Genomic DNA, 20,912 nt, shown 5'->3' with positions numbered 1-20,912 from the left:
AAATTGTAATCGCTAAGTGCATTTGCGAGATACGAATTTAATGGTGCGAAAATTGATAAACAACAGGTAACTAATCAAATAGAAGATGCCAAAATGGTCTAAAATAACCCTCAAAGTACTAGGTGTCCTGATTGGACTGGTATTGGTGCTATATGTTGCAGCCGCTTTATATGTTAATGCCAATAAAAAGAGTTTACTGGCATCCGTTACTGCTCAATTAAATAAAAGCCTGAATGGCTCGATATATATCGAGACAATGGATCCAACGTTTTTAAGAGGATTTCCGGGAGTGTCGCTTACTTTAAAGAACGTAGTACTTAAAGACAGTCTTTGGAAAAACCACAAGCATACCCTGCTTGAGGCAAAAGACCTGGAGGTAGCCGTTAACACCCTGGCCTTGTTTACAGGCACGATAGAAATTAAAAAGATTGGTATTAATAACGCATCCGTCTATTTGTATACTGATAGCTTAGGTTATAGTAATACTTCTGTCTTTAAAAAGAAGGATAAATCTAAACCGAAACCTGCAGACAAAGATGCTCCGGCACAGTTTGGCAAGTTTACGTTGAACAATGTGAACTTTGTGATGGACAATCAGAAGGGGCACAAGCTGTTCGAGTTCGTGGTGGACGATCTTAAGGGCGATGTTGATTATTCCTGGTCGGGATGGGAAGCTGAAATTAAACTTAAGACAATAGCGAAGAGCTTGGCATTCAATACCAGAAGAGGATCTTTTATTAAAGATAAATTACTTGAGGGACCGTTTAATATAGATTACAACGATGAATCCGGGGTTTTAACCGTAGCGCCTAATACACTTAGTATCGGGTCAGATCCATTTATCATAGGAGCGAAGTTTGATACTTCAAAAGAAAACACTGATTTTAAAATAGATATAGAAGCCAAGGACATCCAATGGCGTAATGCATCGGCATTGCTGGCTCCGAATATTAGTTCCAAACTGAATATGTTTAATCTGGATAAACCCATTCATGTCAATTGCACCATTGCGGGCAATATGGGGCCGGGTGGCGAACCTGCTATTCACGTAAAAGCGCTGGTGGCAAATAACGTGCTTACTATACCAGGAGGCGTGGTTAAAGACTGTAATTTTACGGGGATATTTACCAATAATTTCATCAATGGGAAGGGGATGACGGATGAGAATTCAGCCATCAAATTGTTTAATTTTAAAGGAAGCTACGAAGAGATGCCTTTTTCAATTGATACCGCTTCAATTAATAACCTGGACAAGCCAATTGCGACAGGGGTATTTAAGTCTCAGTTTGACATTGCCAAGTTGAATAATGTGATTGGTGACAATATGCTGAAGTTTGGAAAGGGTACAGCAAATGTAAAACTGGCTTACAGAGCAGACATTGTTAATTTTCAATTGACTAAGCCTTTTGTAACCGGACTGGTAGATATTAAAAATGCTGACGTGAGTTATGTGCCGAGAAGAGTTAACTTTAAAAATACGGCCATCTCACTTAACTTCACAGATCATGATCTTTTTATTAAAAACATCCGGTTGCAGAGCGGTAAGAGTGTTGTTTTTATGGATGGCAGCATCCGCAACTTCTTGAATTTATACTATACAGCGCCTGAAAAGATTTTGCTGAACTGGCAGATTAAAAGTCCCGAGCTGCATCTTGGTGAGTTTCTTGGCTTCCTCGGTACCAGGAAACCTAAGGCAAAGAAACGTACTCCAAAAAGTAATTTTTCAGATAACCTGAACGAGGTATTCGAGAAGAGCCAGGTAAATATGAACATCCAGGTAAATAAGGTTTATTACAATAAGTTTCTGGCGACCAATGCAAATGCCGATCTGCTGCTGTCGGAAAATAGCATCGCCATCAGGAACGTAAGTGTAAAACATGCGGGCGGTGGACTAAAGCTGAGTGGTAGTGTGACTCAGAAAGGCAGCGTCAATAAGTTTGTACTGAACACTAACATCAGTAATGTAGACATCAAGAACTTTTTCTATTCTTTTGATAACTTCGGAATGAAGTCGCTGACTTCCAAAAATCTAAGAGGCTACCTGTTTTCTAAGGTGAATATGACCGGACAGATTAGTGACAGGGGAAACCTGATGCCGAATTCTTTGTATGGCAGCATCGTATTTGACCTTAAAAAAGGAGCATTATTGAATTTTGAGCCGGTAAAAAGTGTCGGTAAATTTGCCTTTCCTTTCAGGGATCTTGACAACATTACTTTTACCAATTTAAATGGTAAATTTGATGTACGCGGACAGAATATTACCATCAATCCAATGCAGATCAATTCAAGTTTGTTGAATATGGACATTGCAGGGGTGTACTCGCTGAATAAGGGTACAAATATCGCATTGGATGTTCCGCTTCGTAATCCTAAAAAGGATGAGGAAATTACAGATAAGCAAGAGCGGAAGGATCGCAGAATGAAGGGCATCGTATTACATTTACTGGCCACAGATGGAGAAGACGGCAAGATTAAAATAAAGCTGAATAAAAACAGAGATAAAACTAAATAACCCTAATCCAATATTCACATGAAACGTAATGCAACAGCCGTTTGGAATGGCACAATTAAAGAAGGTAAAGGTCATATCACCACTGACAGCAAGGTGCTTGATCAAACTCAATATTCTTTTAACAGCAGGTTTGCTGAAGGAATTGGTACGAATCCTGAAGAACTGATGGCAGCCGCCCATGCCGGATGTTTTACTATGAAATTGAGCCTGGACTTAACAGAGGCTGGGTTTAATCCAACTGCTCTGGAGACTAAAGCGACAGTGTCTTTAGACAACGGAGTGATCACCAGTTCACATTTGGTATTAAAGGCAGATATACCCGGGATCAGTAATGACCAATTTCAGGAGATTGCTGTAGGATCAAAAGCAAATTGTCCAGTTAGTAAGGCTTATAATGTTGACATTACCCTGGAAGCATCACTTTCTTAATCATTTTTAAAAAAATATTTAATTAATCCCCTGTTTGTTTCTCATTCAGGGGATTTTTTTATCTTATAGTTATTAGAAACGCTGTAATTTAACTATTTTCGGTTTTTCATGTCAGATTCTAGAATATCAACATAAATGACCAAGTCTATACTTGTTTTAAAATTAGGTTCGGCCTCTATTACGACCAAAGAAGGAGAAATTGATGAAGCTATAATATCAGATATTACACGTCAGGTTGCTGAGCTTGCTGCAAATTATCACCTTATACTTGTTTCTTCAGGAGCAGTGGCGGCAGGTAAAAAGTTTGTTAAAAATTATAAAGGTAAAATCAGTGAAAGAAAGGCCGCGGCGGCTATTGGCAATCCATTGCTGCTGGGTACTTATTCCAAATATTTTCAATCTTATGGCATTTCCATCGCACAGAGTCTGTGCGAGCGTCAGCATTTCTCAAACAGGCCTCAGTTTCTGCAACTGAAGGAGACCTATGAGGAATTGTGGAAGAATGGTGTGATTCCTATTGCCAACGAAAATGATGTGGTAAGTAACCTGGAATTGAAGTTTTCTGATAATGATGAACTGGCAACACTTCTTGGAGTGGGCTTTGGTGCTTCAATGATCTTATTGGGTACCTCCGTTCCGGGCGTATTAGATAAGGATGGAATCGTGATTGATAAAATTGATTCTATCAATAATGATGTGTTTTCACTGGCCAATAAAAGTACATCTGAAGTAGGATTGGGCGGTATGAGTTCTAAGCTGACCTTTGCGCATCTTGCTTCTACAATGGGAATCAGGGTTGCTATTTTTGGTGTTAGGACTCCCGACGGGATTTTGAAAGCTGTAAAAGGAGAAACCGGAACGGCATGTACGCCGAAGAACTGCTCTATTTCTGCAAGAAATAAATGGCTGGCCAGCGGGAGTTTGGTGACGGGCAGGGTCATGGCCGATGAAGGAGCATGTTCTGCAATTAGGAAAAGGAAAAGTTTACTGGCTGTTGGGATCAAGACCATAGTGGCTGATTTTGCAGGCGGTGAAATATTTGAGGTTATAGATGAGCAGCACCATATTGTTGCTGTTGCGCGTGCTAAAGTTTCATCAAATGCAATCACAGAGAATTTAAAACAACACAACCTAGAAATAGCAAATGCCAGTGATATTGTGGTCTTATAATATAGAATGGAATCGATTCAAGAACAGTTAATCAATGCCCGGCAGGCGCAAAAATCTATTGCCTCGCTTAAGGATGAAGAAAAGCAGCGTTTCCTGATTAGACTTGCTGAGGTTATAGCTGATCAGTCAGGGGAAATCATCTCTCAAAATCTAAAGGATCTGGAGAGAATGCCTGCTGCTGACCCCAAGCGTGATCGGCTGGTGTTAAACGAGGCACGCATAGCTGAATTGTCTAAAAGCCTTGCAGACGTAGCTGGTTTGCCGGACCCTACACAGCAGCTGATTTCAGAAAATACCCTGGAAAACGGATTGTTCATTCAGAAAAAAACAGTCCCGCTGGGTGTAGTAGCGGTTATCTATGAGTCGAGGCCCAATGTAACCATAGATGTTGCTGCCTTGTGTATCAGATCTGGAAATGTTTGTTTACTCAGAGGTGGACAGGATGCTTATTTTACCAATCTTTTCATTGTATCGTTGATTCAGCAGGTTCTTAAAGAATTTGATCTGGATGTGAATATTGTACAGCAACTTCCGGCGGATAGAAAATACATAGCCGATATACTTAAGGCAGAAAAATATATAGACGTAATTATACCGAGAGGTTCTAATGAACTGATTGAATTCGTGCGTAAAAATGCACTGGTGCCAGTTATTGAAACAGGAGCTGGCGTATGCCATACTTATGTAGAGCGAACAGCCAATTTACCTTTGGCAACTGATGTGGTTGTTAATGCTAAAGTTTCCCGTCCTTCGGTATGCAATGCGCTGGATACGGTAATTGTAGACAGGCAGATAGCAAGCGAATTTCTGATGTTGGCAGCTCCTAAATTGTCGTCATATCAGGTGGAGATATTTGCAGACGAAACAGCATATGGGATTTTAAAAGGTTTAGATTATCCTTTTTTGCAATCGGCCACTGCGGAAGATTTTGGTAGGGAATTTTTGGATTTTAAATGTTCTGTGAAGGTAGTTGATGATATTGATGAGGCATTAGCCCATATTGCTGAGTATTCTTCGAAACATTCAGAGGCAATTATTACAGAAGATGCAACAAAGAGCGAGCTTTTCCTGAACCAGGTAGACGCAGCTGTAGTTTATTTAAATGCATCGACAAGATTTACTGACGGACAGGTATTTGGGCTGGGAGCTGAAATAGGCATTTCAACTCAAAAGCTACACGCACGCGGACCGTTTGCTCTTGAAAAATTAGTAACAGAAAAATGGATAGTAAAAGGCAAGGGACAAATAAGATGAAAGCATTATCCATAAAAGACATCGCCAAAAAGGCGGAGGTATCAATCACAACTGTATCGTTCATTTTGAATGGAAAGGCAGCACAGATGCGGATCAGTAAGGCCGTTATTGAAAAGGTAGAAGCGATCATTAAGGAAATGGAGTTTAAACCAAATCAGGTAGCCAGAAGCTTGCGTACAGGAAACACGAAAACGATAGGCCTTCTTGTAGAAGATATATCAAATCCGTTCTTTGCGAGCATTGCCAGGAAGATTGAAGATAAAGCTTATAAAAAGGGGTATAAAATTAGTTACTCAAGTACAGAGAACAATCCGGCCAAGGCCAAGGATTTGATAGAAATGTTTAAATCCAGACAAGTGGATGCTTACATTATCGCCCCTGTACCGGGTATTGAAGACGACATTAAGCTCTTGCTTGCTGAGAATATTCCTGTCGTTATATTTGACAGGAACCTGCCTGATCTTGATGTTAATTTTGTTGCTGTTGATAACTTCAACGGGACCTATATGGCTACAGAACATCTGATCAGTAAAGGAAAAAAGAATATTGCCTTTGTAACGGTGGATGTACATGTAGATCAGATGGATAATCGTTTTTTAGGGTATCAGAAAGCTTTGAAGGATCATGGTCTATTGTTTAATACGGATCTGTATACAGAAATTCCATTTAATAATCCTGATGACAATACCGATGCGCAGTTGAAATTGATGTTTGAGAATAATCCGGAAATAGACGCCGTTCTTTTCTCTACAAACTATCTTGCTATTAAAGGGCTTGGTGTTTTGAAACAGATTAATAAACAGATCAATGAAGACTTTACCATCATCTCATATGATGACCATGATGTGTTTAGATTGCATACGCCACCCATAAGTGTTGTTGACCAGCCGATAGAAGAAATAGCAGAAAGGATTATTGATATTGTGCTTCATGAACTTGCCAATAGCAATAATCCTGTGAATAGAAGAGAGCTGAGCAAAGTAATGTTACAGCCTCATTTTATTGAAAGATGATTTAGAGGTTAGACCTCTAAATCATTCATAATCGATTTTACTTTTTCGCTCAGTTGAGCATCAGCGGCTTTAAATGCCGCTTTATCTTTTATTGTAGCATTTACACTGCAATAGAACTTGATTTTAGGCTCTGTTCCCGATGGTCTGGCTGAAATTATGCTGCCATCAGCAGTGATGAATTGCAGTACGTCAGATTTAGGTAGTTCAAGCTCTGTTTTGGTACCTGTCTTTAGATCGGTTTCAATTCCTAATTCATAATCCTTTAGTGTATCTACTTTAGCGCCGCCCAATGTAGCAGGAGGATTGTTCCTGAATTTCTCCATCATCGCTTTAATTTCTTCAGCTCCGGTTTTTCCTTTTTTAGTGATAGAGACCAGTTCTTCTTTGTAAAGACCGTACTGTACGTACATATCCAGCATTGCATTGTATAAGCTACTGCCTTTGTCTTTATAGAAAGCTGTCATTTCAGCAATAAATGCACATGAAACCACAGCGTCTTTATCCCTTACCAATTCTCCGATCAGATAGCCATAGCTTTCTTCGCCACCACCGATAAATGTTTTCTTACCTTGTAATTCAGTCATCAGTTTACCAATCCATTTGAATCCGGTTAATGTGTTGTAGCACGGAACATCTTTCGATTTGGCTATTGCTTCGATTAAATTAGAGGTTACTATGGTTTTGACTATATATTGGTCCCCTGTTAGTTTTCCTTTTTCTTCCCAGGCACTTAAAAGGTAATTGATCAATAAGCTGCCGGTCTGATTTCCGTTTAACAGTACAAATTCCCCATCATTGTTTTTTACCGCAATGCCGACGCGGTCAGCATCAGGGTCTGTGGCCAACACAAGATCAGCATCTATCTCCTGCGCCTTTTTTAAAGCGAGTGTAAGTGCTTCTTTTTCTTCGGGGTTAGGATATACTACAGTAGGGAAGTTTCCATCAGGAGTGCTTTGTTCCTCTACAAGTGTCAGGTTGGTAAAACCAAATTGCTCCAATGCTTTAGGAACAAGTGTAATGCCTGTTCCGTGGATGGGAGAGTAGACGATCTTAAGGTCTTTTTGGCGCATAATTGCTTCTGGAGAAACAGATAAAGCTGTGATTTTGTCCAGGTAAAGCTGATCAAGTTCTTCACCAATTAATTCAATATTTCCGGCTATACCGTCAAATTTAACCTCATCAATGCTTTGTATTTTTGCTACCTCATCCATTACAAGGGTATCGTCAGGGGAGGTGAACTGTCCGCCGTCAGCTCCATAAGCTTTATACCCATTGTATTCCTTAGGGTTATGAGAAGCAGTAAGCATAACCCCGCTTTTGCAGCCAAGTTCTCTGATGGCAAAAGACAATTCCGGAGTTGGTCTTAGTGCCTTAAAGAAATAGACATGTATGCCATTTGCAGAAAAAACATCCGCAGTAATTTGTGCAAAATAATCAGAGTTATTTCTGCTGTCGTGCGCAATAGCTACTTTGATTTTTTCACCGGGATACTTATTATTCAGGTAGTTGGCTAAGCCCTGGGTGGCCGTTCCGATCGTATACTTATTGATCCTGTTTGATCCCGCACCCATTATTCCGCGTAAACCTCCGGTACCAAATTCCAGATTTCTGTAGAACGAGTCTGTAAGTTCGGTGTAAGCTTCTTTGTCTAGCAGTTGTTGTATTTCTTCTTTGGTTTTTTGATCGTAATTTCCATTAAGCCAACTGTTTATGGTGCTTAAGGTAGCTGCTTCTAATTGCATATGTCAGGTATATGTTTTAAGTTATTACTAGAGGAAACAAAATATTTTTAGCGGTAGTTTTTAAGGGAGTGCAACAATGAGCAAATTATTCCAAATTTTATTTTGTCAATATCACAATTATTAACGCCGTTTTATTTAATTTCACGCCCTAATATAAGTATATAACCAATTTGATTGAAATATTTATTAACCTTTAAAGATTAAACCACTAACAATGAAACTGTAAACATTTTGTTTATAGGATCATGAAAAAAACAAATTATAAACGACATGAAAATATTAAAGTTTGGAGGAACTTCCGTAGGAAGCCCTGAGCGCATGAAAAAATTACTGGACATCATCAATCCAGCCGAAGAACAAATTGTAGTATTATCAGCTGTGTCTGGTACGACCAATAGTTTAGTAGAAATTTCAGCCAAACTTTTAAAGGAAGATAAACAGGTTGCGTTAAGCTTAATTAACGCATTGCATCAAAAATATAATGAATTTGTAATCGAACTTTTGCCGGAAGGTGATTTTCGTGAACAGGGGCAGGAAGTAGTAGATTACCATTTTAATTTCCTTGGTACTTTGGCTAATGATTTATTTACGCCTATTGAAGAAAAGATTGTGTTGGCACAGGGTGAGTTATTGTCGACTACGCTGTATCATATTTATCTAAAGTCAATAGGAGTTGCTTCGGTGCTTTTGCCAGCTTTGGATTTCATGAAAATTGATGAAGACAACGAGCCGGATGTGCCTTTTACCACAAAGCATTTGCAGCCGATACTCGATGCCAATAAGGGAAACAAGCTTTTCATTACACAAGGCTTTATTTGCAGAAACAGCTTTGGGGAAGTAGATAACCTGAGACGCGGGGGAAGTGATTATACTGCTTCGTTACTTGGTGCAGCTATTCTTGCTGAAGAAGTTCAGATCTGGACTGACATCGATGGGATGCATAACAATGACCCAAGGATCGTAAAAGGTACTAAACCTATTTCTCAGCTTTCTTTTGATGAGGCTGCTGAATTGGCTTATTTCGGAGCAAAGATCCTGCATCCGCAGTCGGTTTTTCCGGCTCAGAAATATAAGATACCTGTGAGGTTGTTGAATACCATGGAGCCAAATGCTTCAGGTACTTTGATCTCGACAGAAAGTGAAAAAGGAAAGATCAAATCGATTGCAGCTAAAGACGGTATTACTGCGATTAAGATCCAGTCGAGCAGAATGTTGCTGGCCTATGGGTTTTTGAGACGTGTTTTTGAGATTTTCGAGCGTTATAAAACGCCAATTGATATGATTACTACTTCTGAAGTAGCTGTGTCGTTAACAGTTGACTTCACGGATAACCTGGATAAGATCATTGAAGAATTACATGATTTCGGAAGTGTGGAAATTGACAGCAATCAATCCATTGTATGTGTTGTTGGTGATTTTAGTGCAGATAAACATGGGTATGCGGCACGTGTATTAGATGCAATCAAGCACATCCCTGTACGTATGATTTCTTATGGAGGCAGTAATTACAACATTTCATTATTAATCAATACAGAATATAAAACTGAAGCGTTAAAAAGCCTTCATAATCGCTTGTTTGAGTAGGAATTACCTTTTCTTAAGCCATACAAGGAGCGCTGCAATGATAAGAATGAGTGCGATGAAGAGTCTTACTCTACGGTCGTATTCTTTTTTATTGATCCTTTGCTTTTTATAATCAAGGTAATTGCCAAAATAGATCAGCGCCAGTACAAGAATAAAAATTACAATAAGAAACTTAAACATTATGTTTTCTGATAAAGATATATCGCACTTCACTAGTCTAGAAACACCTTTCTATTACTATGACCTTGCATTATTGCAAAAAACACTTAGCAACTGTGCGGATGCTGCGAAGTTATATAATTTTCATGTGCATTATGCCATGAAAGCAAATTTCAATCAAAAGGTTCTGCAACACGTTAAGTCGACAGGTTTTGGCGCAGACTGTGTGAGTGGTGGCGAAGTAAGTAAGGCTATCGAAATAGGATTTGATAAGTCGCAGGTGGTATTTGCCGGTGTAGGTAAATCGGACAAGGAAATTAACAATGCATTAGATCATGATATTTTTTGTTTCAATGTAGAATCTATACAGGAGCTTGAGGTGATCAATGAGCTGGCCGCTGCTAAAGGTAAGACCGCCAGGGTAGCTATACGGATCAATCCGAACGTAGATGCACATACGCATCATAACATCACAACGGGGTTGGACGAGAATAAATTTGGTATCAATTCATGGGATTTGCCGCTTTGTGCAGAAACTTTAAAGAAATGTGCGAATTTAGAGTTCCTGGGAATTCACTTCCATATAGGTTCTCAGATCACGAATCTTGACGTTTATAAAAATCTATGTGTTCGTGTAAATGAGTTTGCTGAATGGTTTGAAGAGCGTGGTTTTACAGTTAAGGTATTGAATGTAGGCGGGGGCTTAGGGATTGATTATCACAACCCGGATCAGCAAATCCCAGACTTTACTTCATACTTTAAAATCTTCAATGATTTTCTGAATGTAAGGCCAAATCAGGAAGTGCATTTTGAATTGGGCAGGGCATTGGTTGGTCAGAGTTCATCGCTCATTAGTAAGGTCTTATATGTGAAGAATGGAAAGAAAAAGAATTTTATCATTTTAGATGCAGGTATGACTGAATTGATGAGGCCAGCATTGTATCAGGCATATCACCAGATTGAAAATATTTCTAAAGCCGCATCGCCTTCTGCAGTTAAATATGATGTAGTAGGCCCTATTTGTGAAAGTACAGATTGTTTTGGGAAAGAAGTAGAATTGCCGGATACTTTGAGAGGTGATTTGATCGCCTTACGAAGCACTGGCGCTTATGGTGAGGTTATGGCTTCTCATTATAATCTGCGTGAGAACATACAGTCCGTTTATAGCGGAGAATAAAGATTAGTGCAATTATACAATAGCAGTACCGTTATCGCGAGGATACGAGAGATCTCTTGAATTATTTCCGGACAAGAGATCTCTCTCTGCAATCGAGACGACGACAGGTTGTGCTTTTTAAAAATACCTATTTATTCTTCAAAGAAGTCCGCAAGTCCGCCAAGGTAATACTCCTGAAGACCTTCAGTAAAATCCTTAAAATCTTCCTCCGGGATGTTTGTCTGTACAAATTCCAGGGAAGTTCCTTTTTTGTCTTCGTGAAGTTTAATGGTAACTATTGACGGTTCGTTCTCTTCACCAAAATACCATTGCTGAACAATTCTCTTTCCGTATTCAAACTCTATGTTTTTTCCGCTGATGTCTCCGTCCCAGAAAGAAAACTCAGTTCCTGGTTCTTCAGTAAACTCTACTTCAGCACCAGTCCACAATTGTATACTTTGAGCTTTAGTAAGTGCCAGGTAAACTTCTTCAGGAGGGGCAGGGATATAAATGTACTTTTTAAATGTTTTCATGTTGCTTTTCATTTTTATCCGCATCCGGTGCTGTTGTGGGTATAGCGGATGCTGTTAGTTTTTTATTGTAGTATTGAATTAAGGCTTTTGTACACTCGGACTCCGGATAGGTAAAGACAAAAGTTTCTTTAACCCTTTTTGATACTTTAAGATACCAGATGACGGCGATGGAAATGATGATTGAAAAAAAAGTAAGGCCGATCTGGTAACCGATGTTGGCATACAAGTCGAGTAGCTTGTTACTTAGGATTGATATTACTGAAGTAAAAATAGTCAATCCGATCATTAACTTGGTGAAAAGTATATAGGTACGCGGGAAGCTTTCTCTTCTGTTGACGAATAAAAAGATACACAGTATAGAAAATACAAACAGTACAAAATGGGCAATTAGGTCTGCACCAAAAGCGAACTTATAAATTATTGCCTTATAAGTTCCAAGCTCATTCAGGCTCTTCCAAAACGTATCGTCAAATAGTTTCAATACAAACACTTTGGATAAAATGAGAGGCCCCAAAACGACTCTTATTGCCATTAAAGTAAGCCATCCACCAATTGACAATGCTGAGGCAAGTTGAGCCACATCAAAATGACCCCTTTTTTTGTACAACTTTACGAAGAAAAATGTTGAAAACACCACAGTTAATATACCCGCCATTACTGCATAAGAGTTGGTATCTGCACGCACTGATACAGAACCAGGCTCTTTTGCCATAAAATAATAGCTTAGGTTTTCATCGACCTTTTTATAATCTTCATTATATGCTTTTATCTGATCGGCATTCATATAGGCACTCAGGCTTTTGTATTTGTACTTGAGTGTTGCTTCATTCGTACTGTTCTCTCTATTCAGTTCAAAAGAGTACTGGCCATTGTTTACTTTGATAACTTCTGAATCTTCATCGTACATATAAGGCATATAAACAGTGATGTTTTGCTCTACATTGACCGGATGTCTCAATGCCAGGGGCTCGGATCGTTTTTTTGCGCTTACCTTACGAAGCTCATTGCTGACCAGGTCTGCATAAAAATTTACATATTGCTGGTTGTCTTCTTCGCTGCGCACCCAAATGTTTGGTATTTCGTAACTCTCGGTGATCTCCACAACATTGTCATCTTCATTGTCTTTGATCTCCAAAGGAGAACTGCTCTCCGTGTCTGTATAATATTTTCCATAGTACTCCAGAAAGTCTTTTTCAATGCCGTCTGTTCCGGATTCTGCGATTTCACTCCTGATGTTGTCGGCATAATTCCCTGTGTACCTGCTATGGATCACCAAAGTCGAATTTTTAGTGCCTGATGTATCAGATATGTTAAAAGTCAGCTCTGCTACTAATTTGCCTTCAGGTTTGCTTATTAGTTTTTCAAGTGTATTATTGCCCGGTTTGATGACCAGGACATATCCATAGTCAGGGGCATAAAAATCATTAAATTTACCTCTTTGATAAGATATTGTTGGGTCAATCCATGTTCTTCGGTTATTGTAATCTATTGCAACGATCACATGATTGAATACAAAAGGACTGGGGAGATATTCTTTGGTAGCTAAGGTCAGATCAGTGCCTGCATAGACCATATAGGCTTTAATGTTCAAACCTTTGAGTAGGTGTACCAACAATAGCGACTTATCTTTGCAGTCGCCATACCGTTGACTCAATACTTTTTCCGGAGAATTGGGTCGATGAGAATACATACCCATCTCGATTCCCATGTACCTGATCTCATCCTGTACAAAGCGGCTAGCCAATTCTATGTATTTCTTTTCATTGCCCGCTGCCTGTTTTTTGAAATCCTGAATCTTCTTATTAAGCAATGGTGATTTCAGATCGGGGTAATCGTTGACCGACAAGCCCCAATTTACCACTTCATTCCAGTTGTTGTACTCAGTTACCTGCGTTCTTTTTAATGGATTGTACCAGGAAGGTTCATTATCTTTGGTACGGTATGTTTTGGTTAATGTGCTGGTCCACTCATACAATTTATAGCCGTCACGTTCAGTAATCTCCGGTGCTTCGGCTTTATTGAAGCTTTTCAGGTTCAGTTTGCGGTCTTTGCCTGCGATGAGGTTCATATACAATTGGCCCAAACTGCTAGATCCTTCTGTATAGTACATGGAGACATGTTTTTTACCGAAGATCGGGTTGTTGCCTTTTATGGTATAAGCATATTCAATTCTGTCGCCTTTGCGGACATCGTCCAATATCAGGAAAGCATCATAGGTAGCACTATAAATAAATTTAGAAAGATCTTTTTCGTTTTGAATGACTTTAAATTTACCTGCTTTCAACTGATCGACTTTCTGACTGCCACGCCAGATCAGGATCTTGTGAAAAACAAGTTTTTGAAAACCAGGTTCATATGTAATGCTGATCTGAGAAGCATTTTGTACGCCTGCATCGGAAACGATCTCCCTTATAATATGGGTGTAATCTTCTTCAAGTTCCGCATGGTTTTGGTTTTCATATAAGGACAGATAATATCCATCTGAAACGTCTTTAGCTTTCAGTTTAACGTTCTTGTTTTCAACTTTAACGATCCATGAAGGTTCGTGTTTGTTGATGGAAAAACCATGGCCTTGCGCAGAAACATTGACCTGATTTCCGAAAATGATTAATAGGAGTAATGATATAGCTAAACAAATCGTATGATAAGACCTGAGCGTTAAGAAAGACATATAAATTAAGAGTTTTTATATTGCAGAATCTGAGTTATTTAAAAGCATTGAGACCAGTCACATCCATGCCGGTAATTAATAAATGTATGTCATGAGTACCCTCATAAGTAACTACTGATTCCAGATTCATCATGTGCCTCATGATAGAATATTCGCCTGTAATTCCCATTCCACCAAGTATCTGTCTTGCATTTCTGGCGATGTCAAGTGCTATTTCAACACTGTTCCTTTTGGCCATGGATATTTGTTCGGCACTGGCTCGGTCCTCGCTTTTTAATGTGCCTAACCGCCAAACCAGTAATTGTCCTTTCGTGATTTCAGTAATCATTTCAGCAAGTTTTTTCTGCTGTAATTGAAATCCGCCGATAGGCTTTCCGAATTGAATACGTTCTTTTGAATATCGCAGAGCTGTATCGTAGCAGTCCATAGCAGCACCTAATGCGCCCCATGCAATTCCGTAGCGTGCCTGATTCAGACAACCCAATGGACCTTTTAATCCTGAAATATTAGGGAACACATTTTCTTTAGGTATTTTGACGTTGTCAAATACAAGTTCGCCTGTAGCCGAAGCGCGTAGACTCCATTTGCCATGTGTCTCAGGTGTGGTAAAACCTTCCATGCCGCGTTCGACCACCATTCCTCTGATTTTGCCTGATTCATCTTTAGCCCAAACAACGGCAATATCGGCAAAAGGAGCATTGGAGATCCACATCTTGGCTCCATTCAATAGGTAATGGCTGCCATTGTCTTTTATGTTGGTTACCATTCCACCTGGATTAGATCCATGATCAGGTTCTGTAAGACCAAAACAACCCATTAATTCACCTGTGGCCAATTTTGGGAGATATTTTTTGCGCTGTTCTTCTGATCCGTAAGCGTAAATAGGGTACATAACCAATGAACCCTGAACAGAGGCTGTAGAGCGGATTCCTGAGTCCCCGCGTTCTATTTCCTGCATCAATATGCCGTATGCAGTGTAATCTAATCCCGCTCCGCCATATTCAACTGGTATAGTGGGGCCAAAGGCTCCAATTTCGCCTAAACCTTTGATGACGTGTTTGGGGAATTCGGCTCGCTGTGCATAATCTTCAATAATCGGACTTATTTCTCTTTTAACCCAGTCTCTTGCTGTTGAACGGATCAGTTTGTGTTCTTCAGATAACAGTTCGTCTAACAAATAATAATCAGGAGCTTCGTAAAGGTCTTTCTTGGCAGATTTATTCATTGTTTACACTATATTTGGTTAAGCAATCAGCTGTTGTTTTCAAAGGTAATAATTTAAGGGAATGGCTGGTAAAAACCAATCAAAAATATAATTTTGCCAAATGAACAGCACAAAAAGCTATCTGCAAACCGTTGCCCTCAAAGATGTGAAGTGTCATGCTCTACATGGTTATTATCCAGAAGAACAGTTGACCGGAATTTACTTTATGGTAGATGCTGTGGTGACCTTTATCCCAAATGAAGATACTGAAAATCTGGCCCGCACAGTGAATTACGAAGTACTGAATACCATCATTCTGGAAGAGATGAAACTGACTCAGAAGATGCTTGAAACGGTTGTTAAAAATATACTAGACCGGATCATCGGCCATTATCCCTTTATTTTGACCGGGGAAGTCGGTATCAGAAAATTAAATCCACCGATGCCTGGTCAGATAGGTCACTCTTTTGTACAACTAAGCTATAAGGCTTAAAAATAGGGGGCTATCCCTGCTAAAAATATAATGGAATACACTAAAATAAATGAGGATCTGCTGGAGCAGATCAAGCAAGCTGTTGGTTCGCAAAATGTATTTACAGATCAGGATGCACTGGATACTTATTGTCACGACGAGACGGAAGACTTAAAGTATTATCCGGAGGTTGTGGTGAAGCCTGTTGACGCAGTATCTATCTCTGCTTTATTGAGATTGTGTAATGCTTTTCATGTGCCGGTAACTCCGCGTGGAGGTGGTACAGGCTTAAGTGGTGCCGCTTTACCCATCTACGGAGGAGTGTTGCTTTCAATGGAGAGATTTAAAGCGATTATCGACATAGATACTGAAAATCTTCAGGCAACAGTGGAGCCGGGTGTTATTACAGAAGAGTTTATTAATGCTGTTGCGGAAAAGGGGCTGTTGTATCCTGTGGATCCGTCCAGTAAGGGTTCTTGTTTCATTGGGGGAAATGTCGCTCATGGTTCAGGTGGGCCTCGTGTGGTAAAATATGGAACTATAAGAGAGTATATTTTGAATCTGGAGATGGTATTGCCAACAGGGGAGATCATCTGGACAGGTGCAAATACAGTTAAGTATGCTTCTGGTTATAACCTTACACAACTGATGATAGGTTCAGAAGGTACGCTTGGTGTCGTGACCAAGATCGTGACAAAACTAATCCCTAAATCCCATCATACCGTCCTTATGCTGGCTTCGTTTACTGAAAATGAAAAGGCCTGCGCAGCAGTTTCTGCGATATTCAGAGCGGGAATTATCCCATCAGCATTGGAATTTATGGAAAGAAAAGGAGTGGAGTGGGTGATTAAATTTGATGATATCAAATTTGATCTTAAAGACGATGTCAATGCATTTCTATTGATAGAATTCGACGGTGACGATATGGATACCATCTTCAAAGATTGCGAAAAAGTAAATCTGGTGTTGGAAGAATTTGATTGTATAGATGTGCTTTTTGCAGATACGGCTCAGCAAAAGGAAGACTTGTGGCGTATGCGTCGTACTATGGCTGAATCAGTGAAATCGAATTCAGTATATAAGGAGGAAGATACAGTGGTACCGCGTGCAGCACTTCCTAAGCTGATAAATGGAATCAAAGAGATTGGCTCGCGTTTTGGTTTTGAAAGCGTTTGCTATGGGCATGCCGGAGATGGAAATCTTCATATTAATATTATAAAGGCAGGAATGAGTGATGACGATTGGAAAAACAAACTCAAAGATGGTATTGTAGAGATTTTTGAGCTCACGACTGCGCTGGGAGGTACTATTTCAGGTGAACATGGCATTGGGCTGGTGCAGAAGGAATTTATGCCGATAAAATATAGTGAGATTAACCTTAATCTTATGCGTGGGATCAAGACTGTTTTTGATCCTAATGGGATATTAAACCCCGGAAAGATATTCTAATCCGGGGTTTGAAAAGTTAGTAATTGTCTAGCTGCTCAAAGGCGAGCATTTTATTTCGTTCGTCATTGGGTATAGGAGCCGATGTTTTCATTTGGTAGTCAAAGGCAACACATGTGGTTTTGCCTTTGCTGCAAACTATCTCTTCGTTATTTTTAGTTTTGACCAACAAATACTCCAGGTCGAAACTGCTTTTCCCTATTCTTGATGTGCGTACATAAATACTGATCTTATCTTCAATGAATATTGGTGCGATATAATCTAACGACGCATTCGCGATTACAACTCCTGTTTTCTTCCAGTCCCATCCAATGGCCTGTTTCCAATATTTGGTTCGGGCAATTTCCATGTAAGTAAAATAGACCGCATTATTTACGTGTCCCATCATATCAAAATCAGCAAACCTTGTTTCTATAGTAGTTTTATACTTAAAACTGTCTAATTGATTGATGTCTTCTGTCTTTTTGTCTGCTTCTTTTGTTTTGTTGCGCCAAAATGTCTTAAAAATCATAAATAATGTGCTTGGTATAAGAGTTGAATATAGGTTTAGTATAAAATTAAAAAACTTAAAAATAGGAGAAATATACAATGACACTAGTAAAATTTAACAACAGAACCAGGAACACTGCACCATACTTTAACAACGTTTTCGATTCATTGTTTAGTGAAGCGATAAATAAAAATTTAACCATTAATAAAGTTCCAGGGGTAAATATATTAGAGAGTGAAGCTGATTATAAAATCGAATTGGCGGCTCCAGGTTTAACAAAAGAAGATTTTCAGATTAATCTCAAAAAAGATACGCTTTCAGTTTGGGCGGAAAAAAAAGTGAGTGAAACTGAGGAGAAAAAAGATTACACACGCAAAGAATTTGAGTATTTCTCTTTTGCAAGATCGTTTGTGTTACCAGAAAGTGTTAATCCGGATAGCATTACTGCAGAGTATGTAAACGGTATTTTAAATATTACGATTGGTAAGGATACAGTTAAATCTCAAAGCAGAGAAATAAAAGTTTCATAATAGGTTAAAGTTTGGTTTTTAAGGTTAGGGCATATCGGATGATATGCCCTTTTTTATTTTTAGGTATAACCCAGAATCTTTAGTACCTGCTTACTGTTTTGTTCCTCACCAAAAACTTCAAAGTTAAATGTTTCATCACGATTGCGTCTGATGATCACATGTTTAGGGCTTGGTAGCAAGCAGTGATGGATACCGCCATAACCACTTAATACTTCCTGGTATGCTCCTGTGTTAAAGAATCCTAAATATTGTACCTTCCTTGTTTTAGGCATAAATACACTATTCATGTGTGCTTCCTGATTGTAATAATCCTGGCCATCACAAGTAATACCTCCCAGGTTTACACGCTCGTATTCAGCATCCCAGTTATTAATTGGTAGTAAGATGTATTTTTGATTCAGTGCCCATACATCTGGAAGATTTGTAATGAAGGAACCATCCAGCATTAGCCATTTCTCCCTGTCGTTCTGTTGTTTACGACCTAATACTTTATAAAGTATACCAGAAGCTTCCGCTACTGTATATTTTCCAAATTCAGTAATGATATCCGGTTCCACGACATCATGTTCAGCACAGATTTCCTTTATCCTTTTAACGATCTCATTTACCATGTATTCATAATCGAAATCAAATACGAGAGAGTCTTTAAATGGCATACCGCCACCAATATCTAAAGTGTCCAATTCAGGATTGATCTTTTTGAATTTGCAATAAAGAGTTACGTATTTTTCGAGCTCATTCCAGTAATACGGAGAATCTGTGATACCTGAATTAATAAAGAAGTGTAGTAATTTTACCCTGAAGTTCGGATTAGCAGAAATCTTATTGTTGTAGAAGTCTATCACATCTTCCATACGTACGCCCAGACGAGAAGTGTAGAATTGTGAATCCGGTTGTTCCTCAGCAGCGATACGAATACCCAAATTACAAGGAGTATCCATTTCTACTTCATCGTCAAAAAGATTGAATTCTTCCTTGTTATCCAAGACAGGAATGATGTTTTTATAACCATCATGAAGCATATCTATGATATACTGTTTGTACTGATAAGTTTTAAAACCGTTGCAGATTACTGTAATGTCTTTGGTAAGTGCGCCTTTCTTTTCCAGAGCTTCAATCATTGGCATATCGAATGCTGAAGAAGTTTCCAGGTGAATCCCATTTTTAAGGGCTTCTTCTACGATATGACGGAAGTGGGAACTTTTAGTACAATAACAATACTTATAGTCTCCGCGATAGTTATTCTTAATGATTGCCGTTTGAAACAATAGCTTGGCTTGCTGTATCTTTTTACTAATCATTGGAAGGTAAGTAAAACGTAATGGCGTACCATAGGTTTCAATCATCTCCATCAGATTTAGGTCTTGAAAATATAATTCGTCGTCTATAACGCTGTAACCTTCCTGAGGAAAACCAACACTTAGATCAAGAAATTCGGAGTAACTCTGCATTTTTTATATTTTTGAACTATTATTTATGAGGCTTGGCAAATTAAAATAAGTTAATTTTGTTGCCAAAGATAAACACTTTATAAAATACACCCGTATTTTTTTTATGACTAAGACTTTAAAAATTATTGAAGTAAAATCTGAGATTGGAGCCGGTACACGCGGGGCAAGTTTGGGTGTTGATGCAATTAAGATTGCGGCACTTGATTTTGGTAGTCGTTTTTTTAAAAAACATAAGTCTGTTGAAGTGCCAAATGAAAATCATTTATTGCTGGAAACTACCGGTAGTCCCTATGCAAAGCGGATTTCTGGTATTCTGACAATGGTGGAGCGGGTGAGTGACGAAGTAAGGACAACGTTGGACAAACAAGAATTCCCGGTAGTACTTGCGGGTGATCACAGTACTGCAGCCGGAACGATTGCCGGGATTAAAGCTGCTTATCCGAAATCTAAATTAGGTGTGATTTGGATAGATGCGCATGCCGACTTACATTCTCCGTATACTACACCGTCGGGAAATATGCATGGCATGCCTCTGGCAATGGCTCTTGATGAAGATAATATGGATGCGAGGGTAAATAAGCTGGATCAGGAGACTATCAATTACTGGTATCAACTAAAGAATGTAGGCAAGATTGCTCCTAAGATCAGCTACCGGGATCTGGTGCTGATTTCGGCCAGAGATATGGAGAAACCAGAGGAATCCCTACTGAAAAGAAATAAAGTTAAGATATTTACCACCGCTGAGTTGCGGAAAAGAGGTGTGGAGCGGATTGTAATCGAAACCCTCAAATATCTGGATCATTGTGATTTGATCTACGTATCATTTGATGTAGATTCATTGGATCCTACTGCTTCAAGAGGTACAGGCACCCCGGTAGCCCAGGGATTAACAGAGCGTGAAGCCGGCAACTTGATGTCGAGATTAATAACTAATCAAAAGGTTTGCTGTTTTGAGATCGTTGAAGTAAATCCAACACTTGACAGAGAGAACCAGATGGCGGAACATGCCTTTGAGATTTTGATTAAGGCAACCAATGCGTTTAGGAATGAATAAAAAAGTTGCATTTTGAATGCATTTTAAAGTTTTTAGTAAAGA

Annotated in this window: 18 protein-coding genes; 11 read left to right on the top strand and 7 right to left on the bottom strand. The window is 39.1% G+C overall.

Annotation, left to right across the window (positions count from 1 at the left end; translation table 11 throughout):
• Positions 1-85: 85 nt before the first annotated feature.
• The 5 genes from R2Q78_RS02830 (at position 86) to R2Q78_RS02810 (ending at position 6,378) form a co-directional block, all read left to right on the top strand.
• Complete coding sequence (locus R2Q78_RS02830; protein ID WP_316788682.1) at positions 86-2,512, top strand: AsmA-like C-terminal region-containing protein; 2,427 nt, start codon at positions 86-88, stop codon at positions 2,510-2,512.
• 18 nt (positions 2,513-2,530) lie between these two features.
• Positions 2,531-2,941: an OsmC family protein gene (locus tag R2Q78_RS02825; RefSeq protein ID WP_316788680.1), complete on the top strand. Its 411-nt coding sequence runs from the start codon at positions 2,531-2,533 to the stop codon at positions 2,939-2,941.
• Positions 2,942-3,076: 135 nt separating this feature from the next.
• Positions 3,077-4,111, top strand: coding sequence for a glutamate 5-kinase (gene proB / locus R2Q78_RS02820; RefSeq protein WP_316788678.1), 1,035 nt, complete (start codon positions 3,077-3,079; stop codon positions 4,109-4,111).
• Between the two features lie 6 nt (positions 4,112-4,117).
• A complete protein-coding gene (locus R2Q78_RS02815; protein ID WP_316788676.1) occupies positions 4,118-5,365 on the top strand; it encodes a glutamate-5-semialdehyde dehydrogenase in 1,248 nt (415 codons plus the stop codon).
• Positions 5,362-6,378: a LacI family DNA-binding transcriptional regulator gene (locus R2Q78_RS02810; protein WP_316788675.1), complete on the top strand. Its 1,017-nt coding sequence runs from the start codon at positions 5,362-5,364 to the stop codon at positions 6,376-6,378. The genes R2Q78_RS02815 and R2Q78_RS02810 overlap by 4 nt, the downstream gene beginning before the upstream one ends.
• Positions 6,379-6,386: 8 nt before the next feature.
• On the opposite strand, the gene R2Q78_RS02805 is transcribed toward R2Q78_RS02810, so the two are convergent.
• On the bottom strand, positions 6,387-8,120 hold the full coding sequence (locus R2Q78_RS02805; RefSeq protein ID WP_316788673.1) for a phospho-sugar mutase: 1,734 nt from the start codon (positions 8,118-8,120) through the stop codon (positions 6,387-6,389).
• A 270-nt stretch (positions 8,121-8,390) separates the two neighbouring features.
• Here R2Q78_RS02805 and R2Q78_RS02800 point away from each other — a divergent pair, with 270 nt between their 5' ends.
• Complete coding sequence (locus tag R2Q78_RS02800; RefSeq protein ID WP_316788671.1) at positions 8,391-9,704, top strand: aspartate kinase; 1,314 nt, start codon at positions 8,391-8,393, stop codon at positions 9,702-9,704.
• A 3-nt stretch (positions 9,705-9,707) separates the two neighbouring features.
• Here R2Q78_RS02800 and R2Q78_RS02795 read toward each other — a convergent pair whose 3' ends face one another.
• Entirely contained in the window at positions 9,708-9,884 is a 177-nt protein-coding gene (locus R2Q78_RS02795; protein WP_316788669.1) for a hypothetical protein, read from the bottom strand.
• A 1-nt stretch (position 9,885) separates the two neighbouring features.
• Here R2Q78_RS02795 and lysA point away from each other — a divergent pair, with 1 nt between their 5' ends.
• A complete protein-coding gene (lysA, locus tag R2Q78_RS02790) occupies positions 9,886-11,040 on the top strand; it encodes a diaminopimelate decarboxylase (RefSeq protein ID WP_316788668.1) in 1,155 nt (384 codons plus the stop codon).
• A gap of 131 nt (positions 11,041-11,171) precedes the next feature.
• Here the strand turns inward: lysA and R2Q78_RS02785 are convergent, their stop codons facing one another.
• The 3 genes from R2Q78_RS02785 to R2Q78_RS02775 are packed head-to-tail and all read right to left on the bottom strand — an operon-like array spanning position 11,172 to position 15,448.
• Entirely contained in the window at positions 11,172-11,552 is a 381-nt protein-coding gene (locus R2Q78_RS02785) for an SRPBCC domain-containing protein (RefSeq protein WP_316788666.1), read from the bottom strand.
• Positions 11,539-14,223 carry a DUF3857 domain-containing protein gene (locus R2Q78_RS02780; RefSeq protein WP_316788663.1) on the bottom strand — a complete coding sequence of 895 codons (2,685 nt, stop codon included), beginning with the start codon at positions 14,221-14,223 and terminating at the stop codon, positions 11,539-11,541. Before R2Q78_RS02780 ends, R2Q78_RS02785 begins: the two co-directional genes overlap by 14 nt.
• Before the next feature lie 34 nt (positions 14,224-14,257).
• Positions 14,258-15,448, bottom strand: coding sequence for an acyl-CoA dehydrogenase family protein (locus R2Q78_RS02775; RefSeq protein ID WP_316788661.1), 1,191 nt, complete (start codon positions 15,446-15,448; stop codon positions 14,258-14,260).
• 100 nt (positions 15,449-15,548) lie between these two features.
• Between R2Q78_RS02775 and R2Q78_RS02770 the strand changes: the two genes are divergently transcribed.
• Both R2Q78_RS02770 and R2Q78_RS02765 read left to right on the top strand, forming a co-directional pair.
• The gene (locus R2Q78_RS02770; protein ID WP_316788659.1) at positions 15,549-15,920 is read left to right on the top strand and encodes a dihydroneopterin aldolase; all 372 of its coding nucleotides are present in this window, start codon (positions 15,549-15,551) and stop codon (positions 15,918-15,920) included.
• Positions 15,921-15,950: 30 nt separating this feature from the next.
• A complete protein-coding gene (locus tag R2Q78_RS02765) occupies positions 15,951-17,348 on the top strand; it encodes an FAD-binding oxidoreductase (RefSeq protein WP_316788657.1) in 1,398 nt (465 codons plus the stop codon).
• Between the two features lie 16 nt (positions 17,349-17,364).
• Here R2Q78_RS02765 and R2Q78_RS02760 read toward each other — a convergent pair whose 3' ends face one another.
• Complete coding sequence (locus R2Q78_RS02760; RefSeq protein WP_316788655.1) at positions 17,365-17,856, bottom strand: thioesterase family protein; 492 nt, start codon at positions 17,854-17,856, stop codon at positions 17,365-17,367.
• Positions 17,857-17,933: 77 nt separating this feature from the next.
• On the opposite strand from R2Q78_RS02760, the gene R2Q78_RS02755 reads away from it, so the two are divergent.
• Complete coding sequence (locus tag R2Q78_RS02755; RefSeq protein ID WP_316788653.1) at positions 17,934-18,365, top strand: Hsp20/alpha crystallin family protein; 432 nt, start codon at positions 17,934-17,936, stop codon at positions 18,363-18,365.
• 59 nt (positions 18,366-18,424) lie between these two features.
• Here the strand turns inward: R2Q78_RS02755 and R2Q78_RS02750 are convergent, their stop codons facing one another.
• On the bottom strand, positions 18,425-19,816 hold the full coding sequence (locus R2Q78_RS02750) for an arginine decarboxylase (protein ID WP_008246064.1): 1,392 nt from the start codon (positions 19,814-19,816) through the stop codon (positions 18,425-18,427).
• Between the two features lie 103 nt (positions 19,817-19,919).
• Between R2Q78_RS02750 and rocF the strand changes: the two genes are divergently transcribed.
• Positions 19,920-20,870, top strand: coding sequence for an arginase (gene rocF, locus R2Q78_RS02745; RefSeq protein WP_316788645.1), 951 nt, complete (start codon positions 19,920-19,922; stop codon positions 20,868-20,870).
• Positions 20,871-20,912 lie beyond the last annotated feature (42 nt).

The organism is Pedobacter frigoris (genome assembly GCF_032678645.1).
Lineage (GTDB): Bacteria > Bacteroidota > Bacteroidia > Sphingobacteriales > Sphingobacteriaceae > Pedobacter > Pedobacter frigoris_A.
This window is presented reverse-complemented; position numbering and strand designations above follow the sequence as displayed.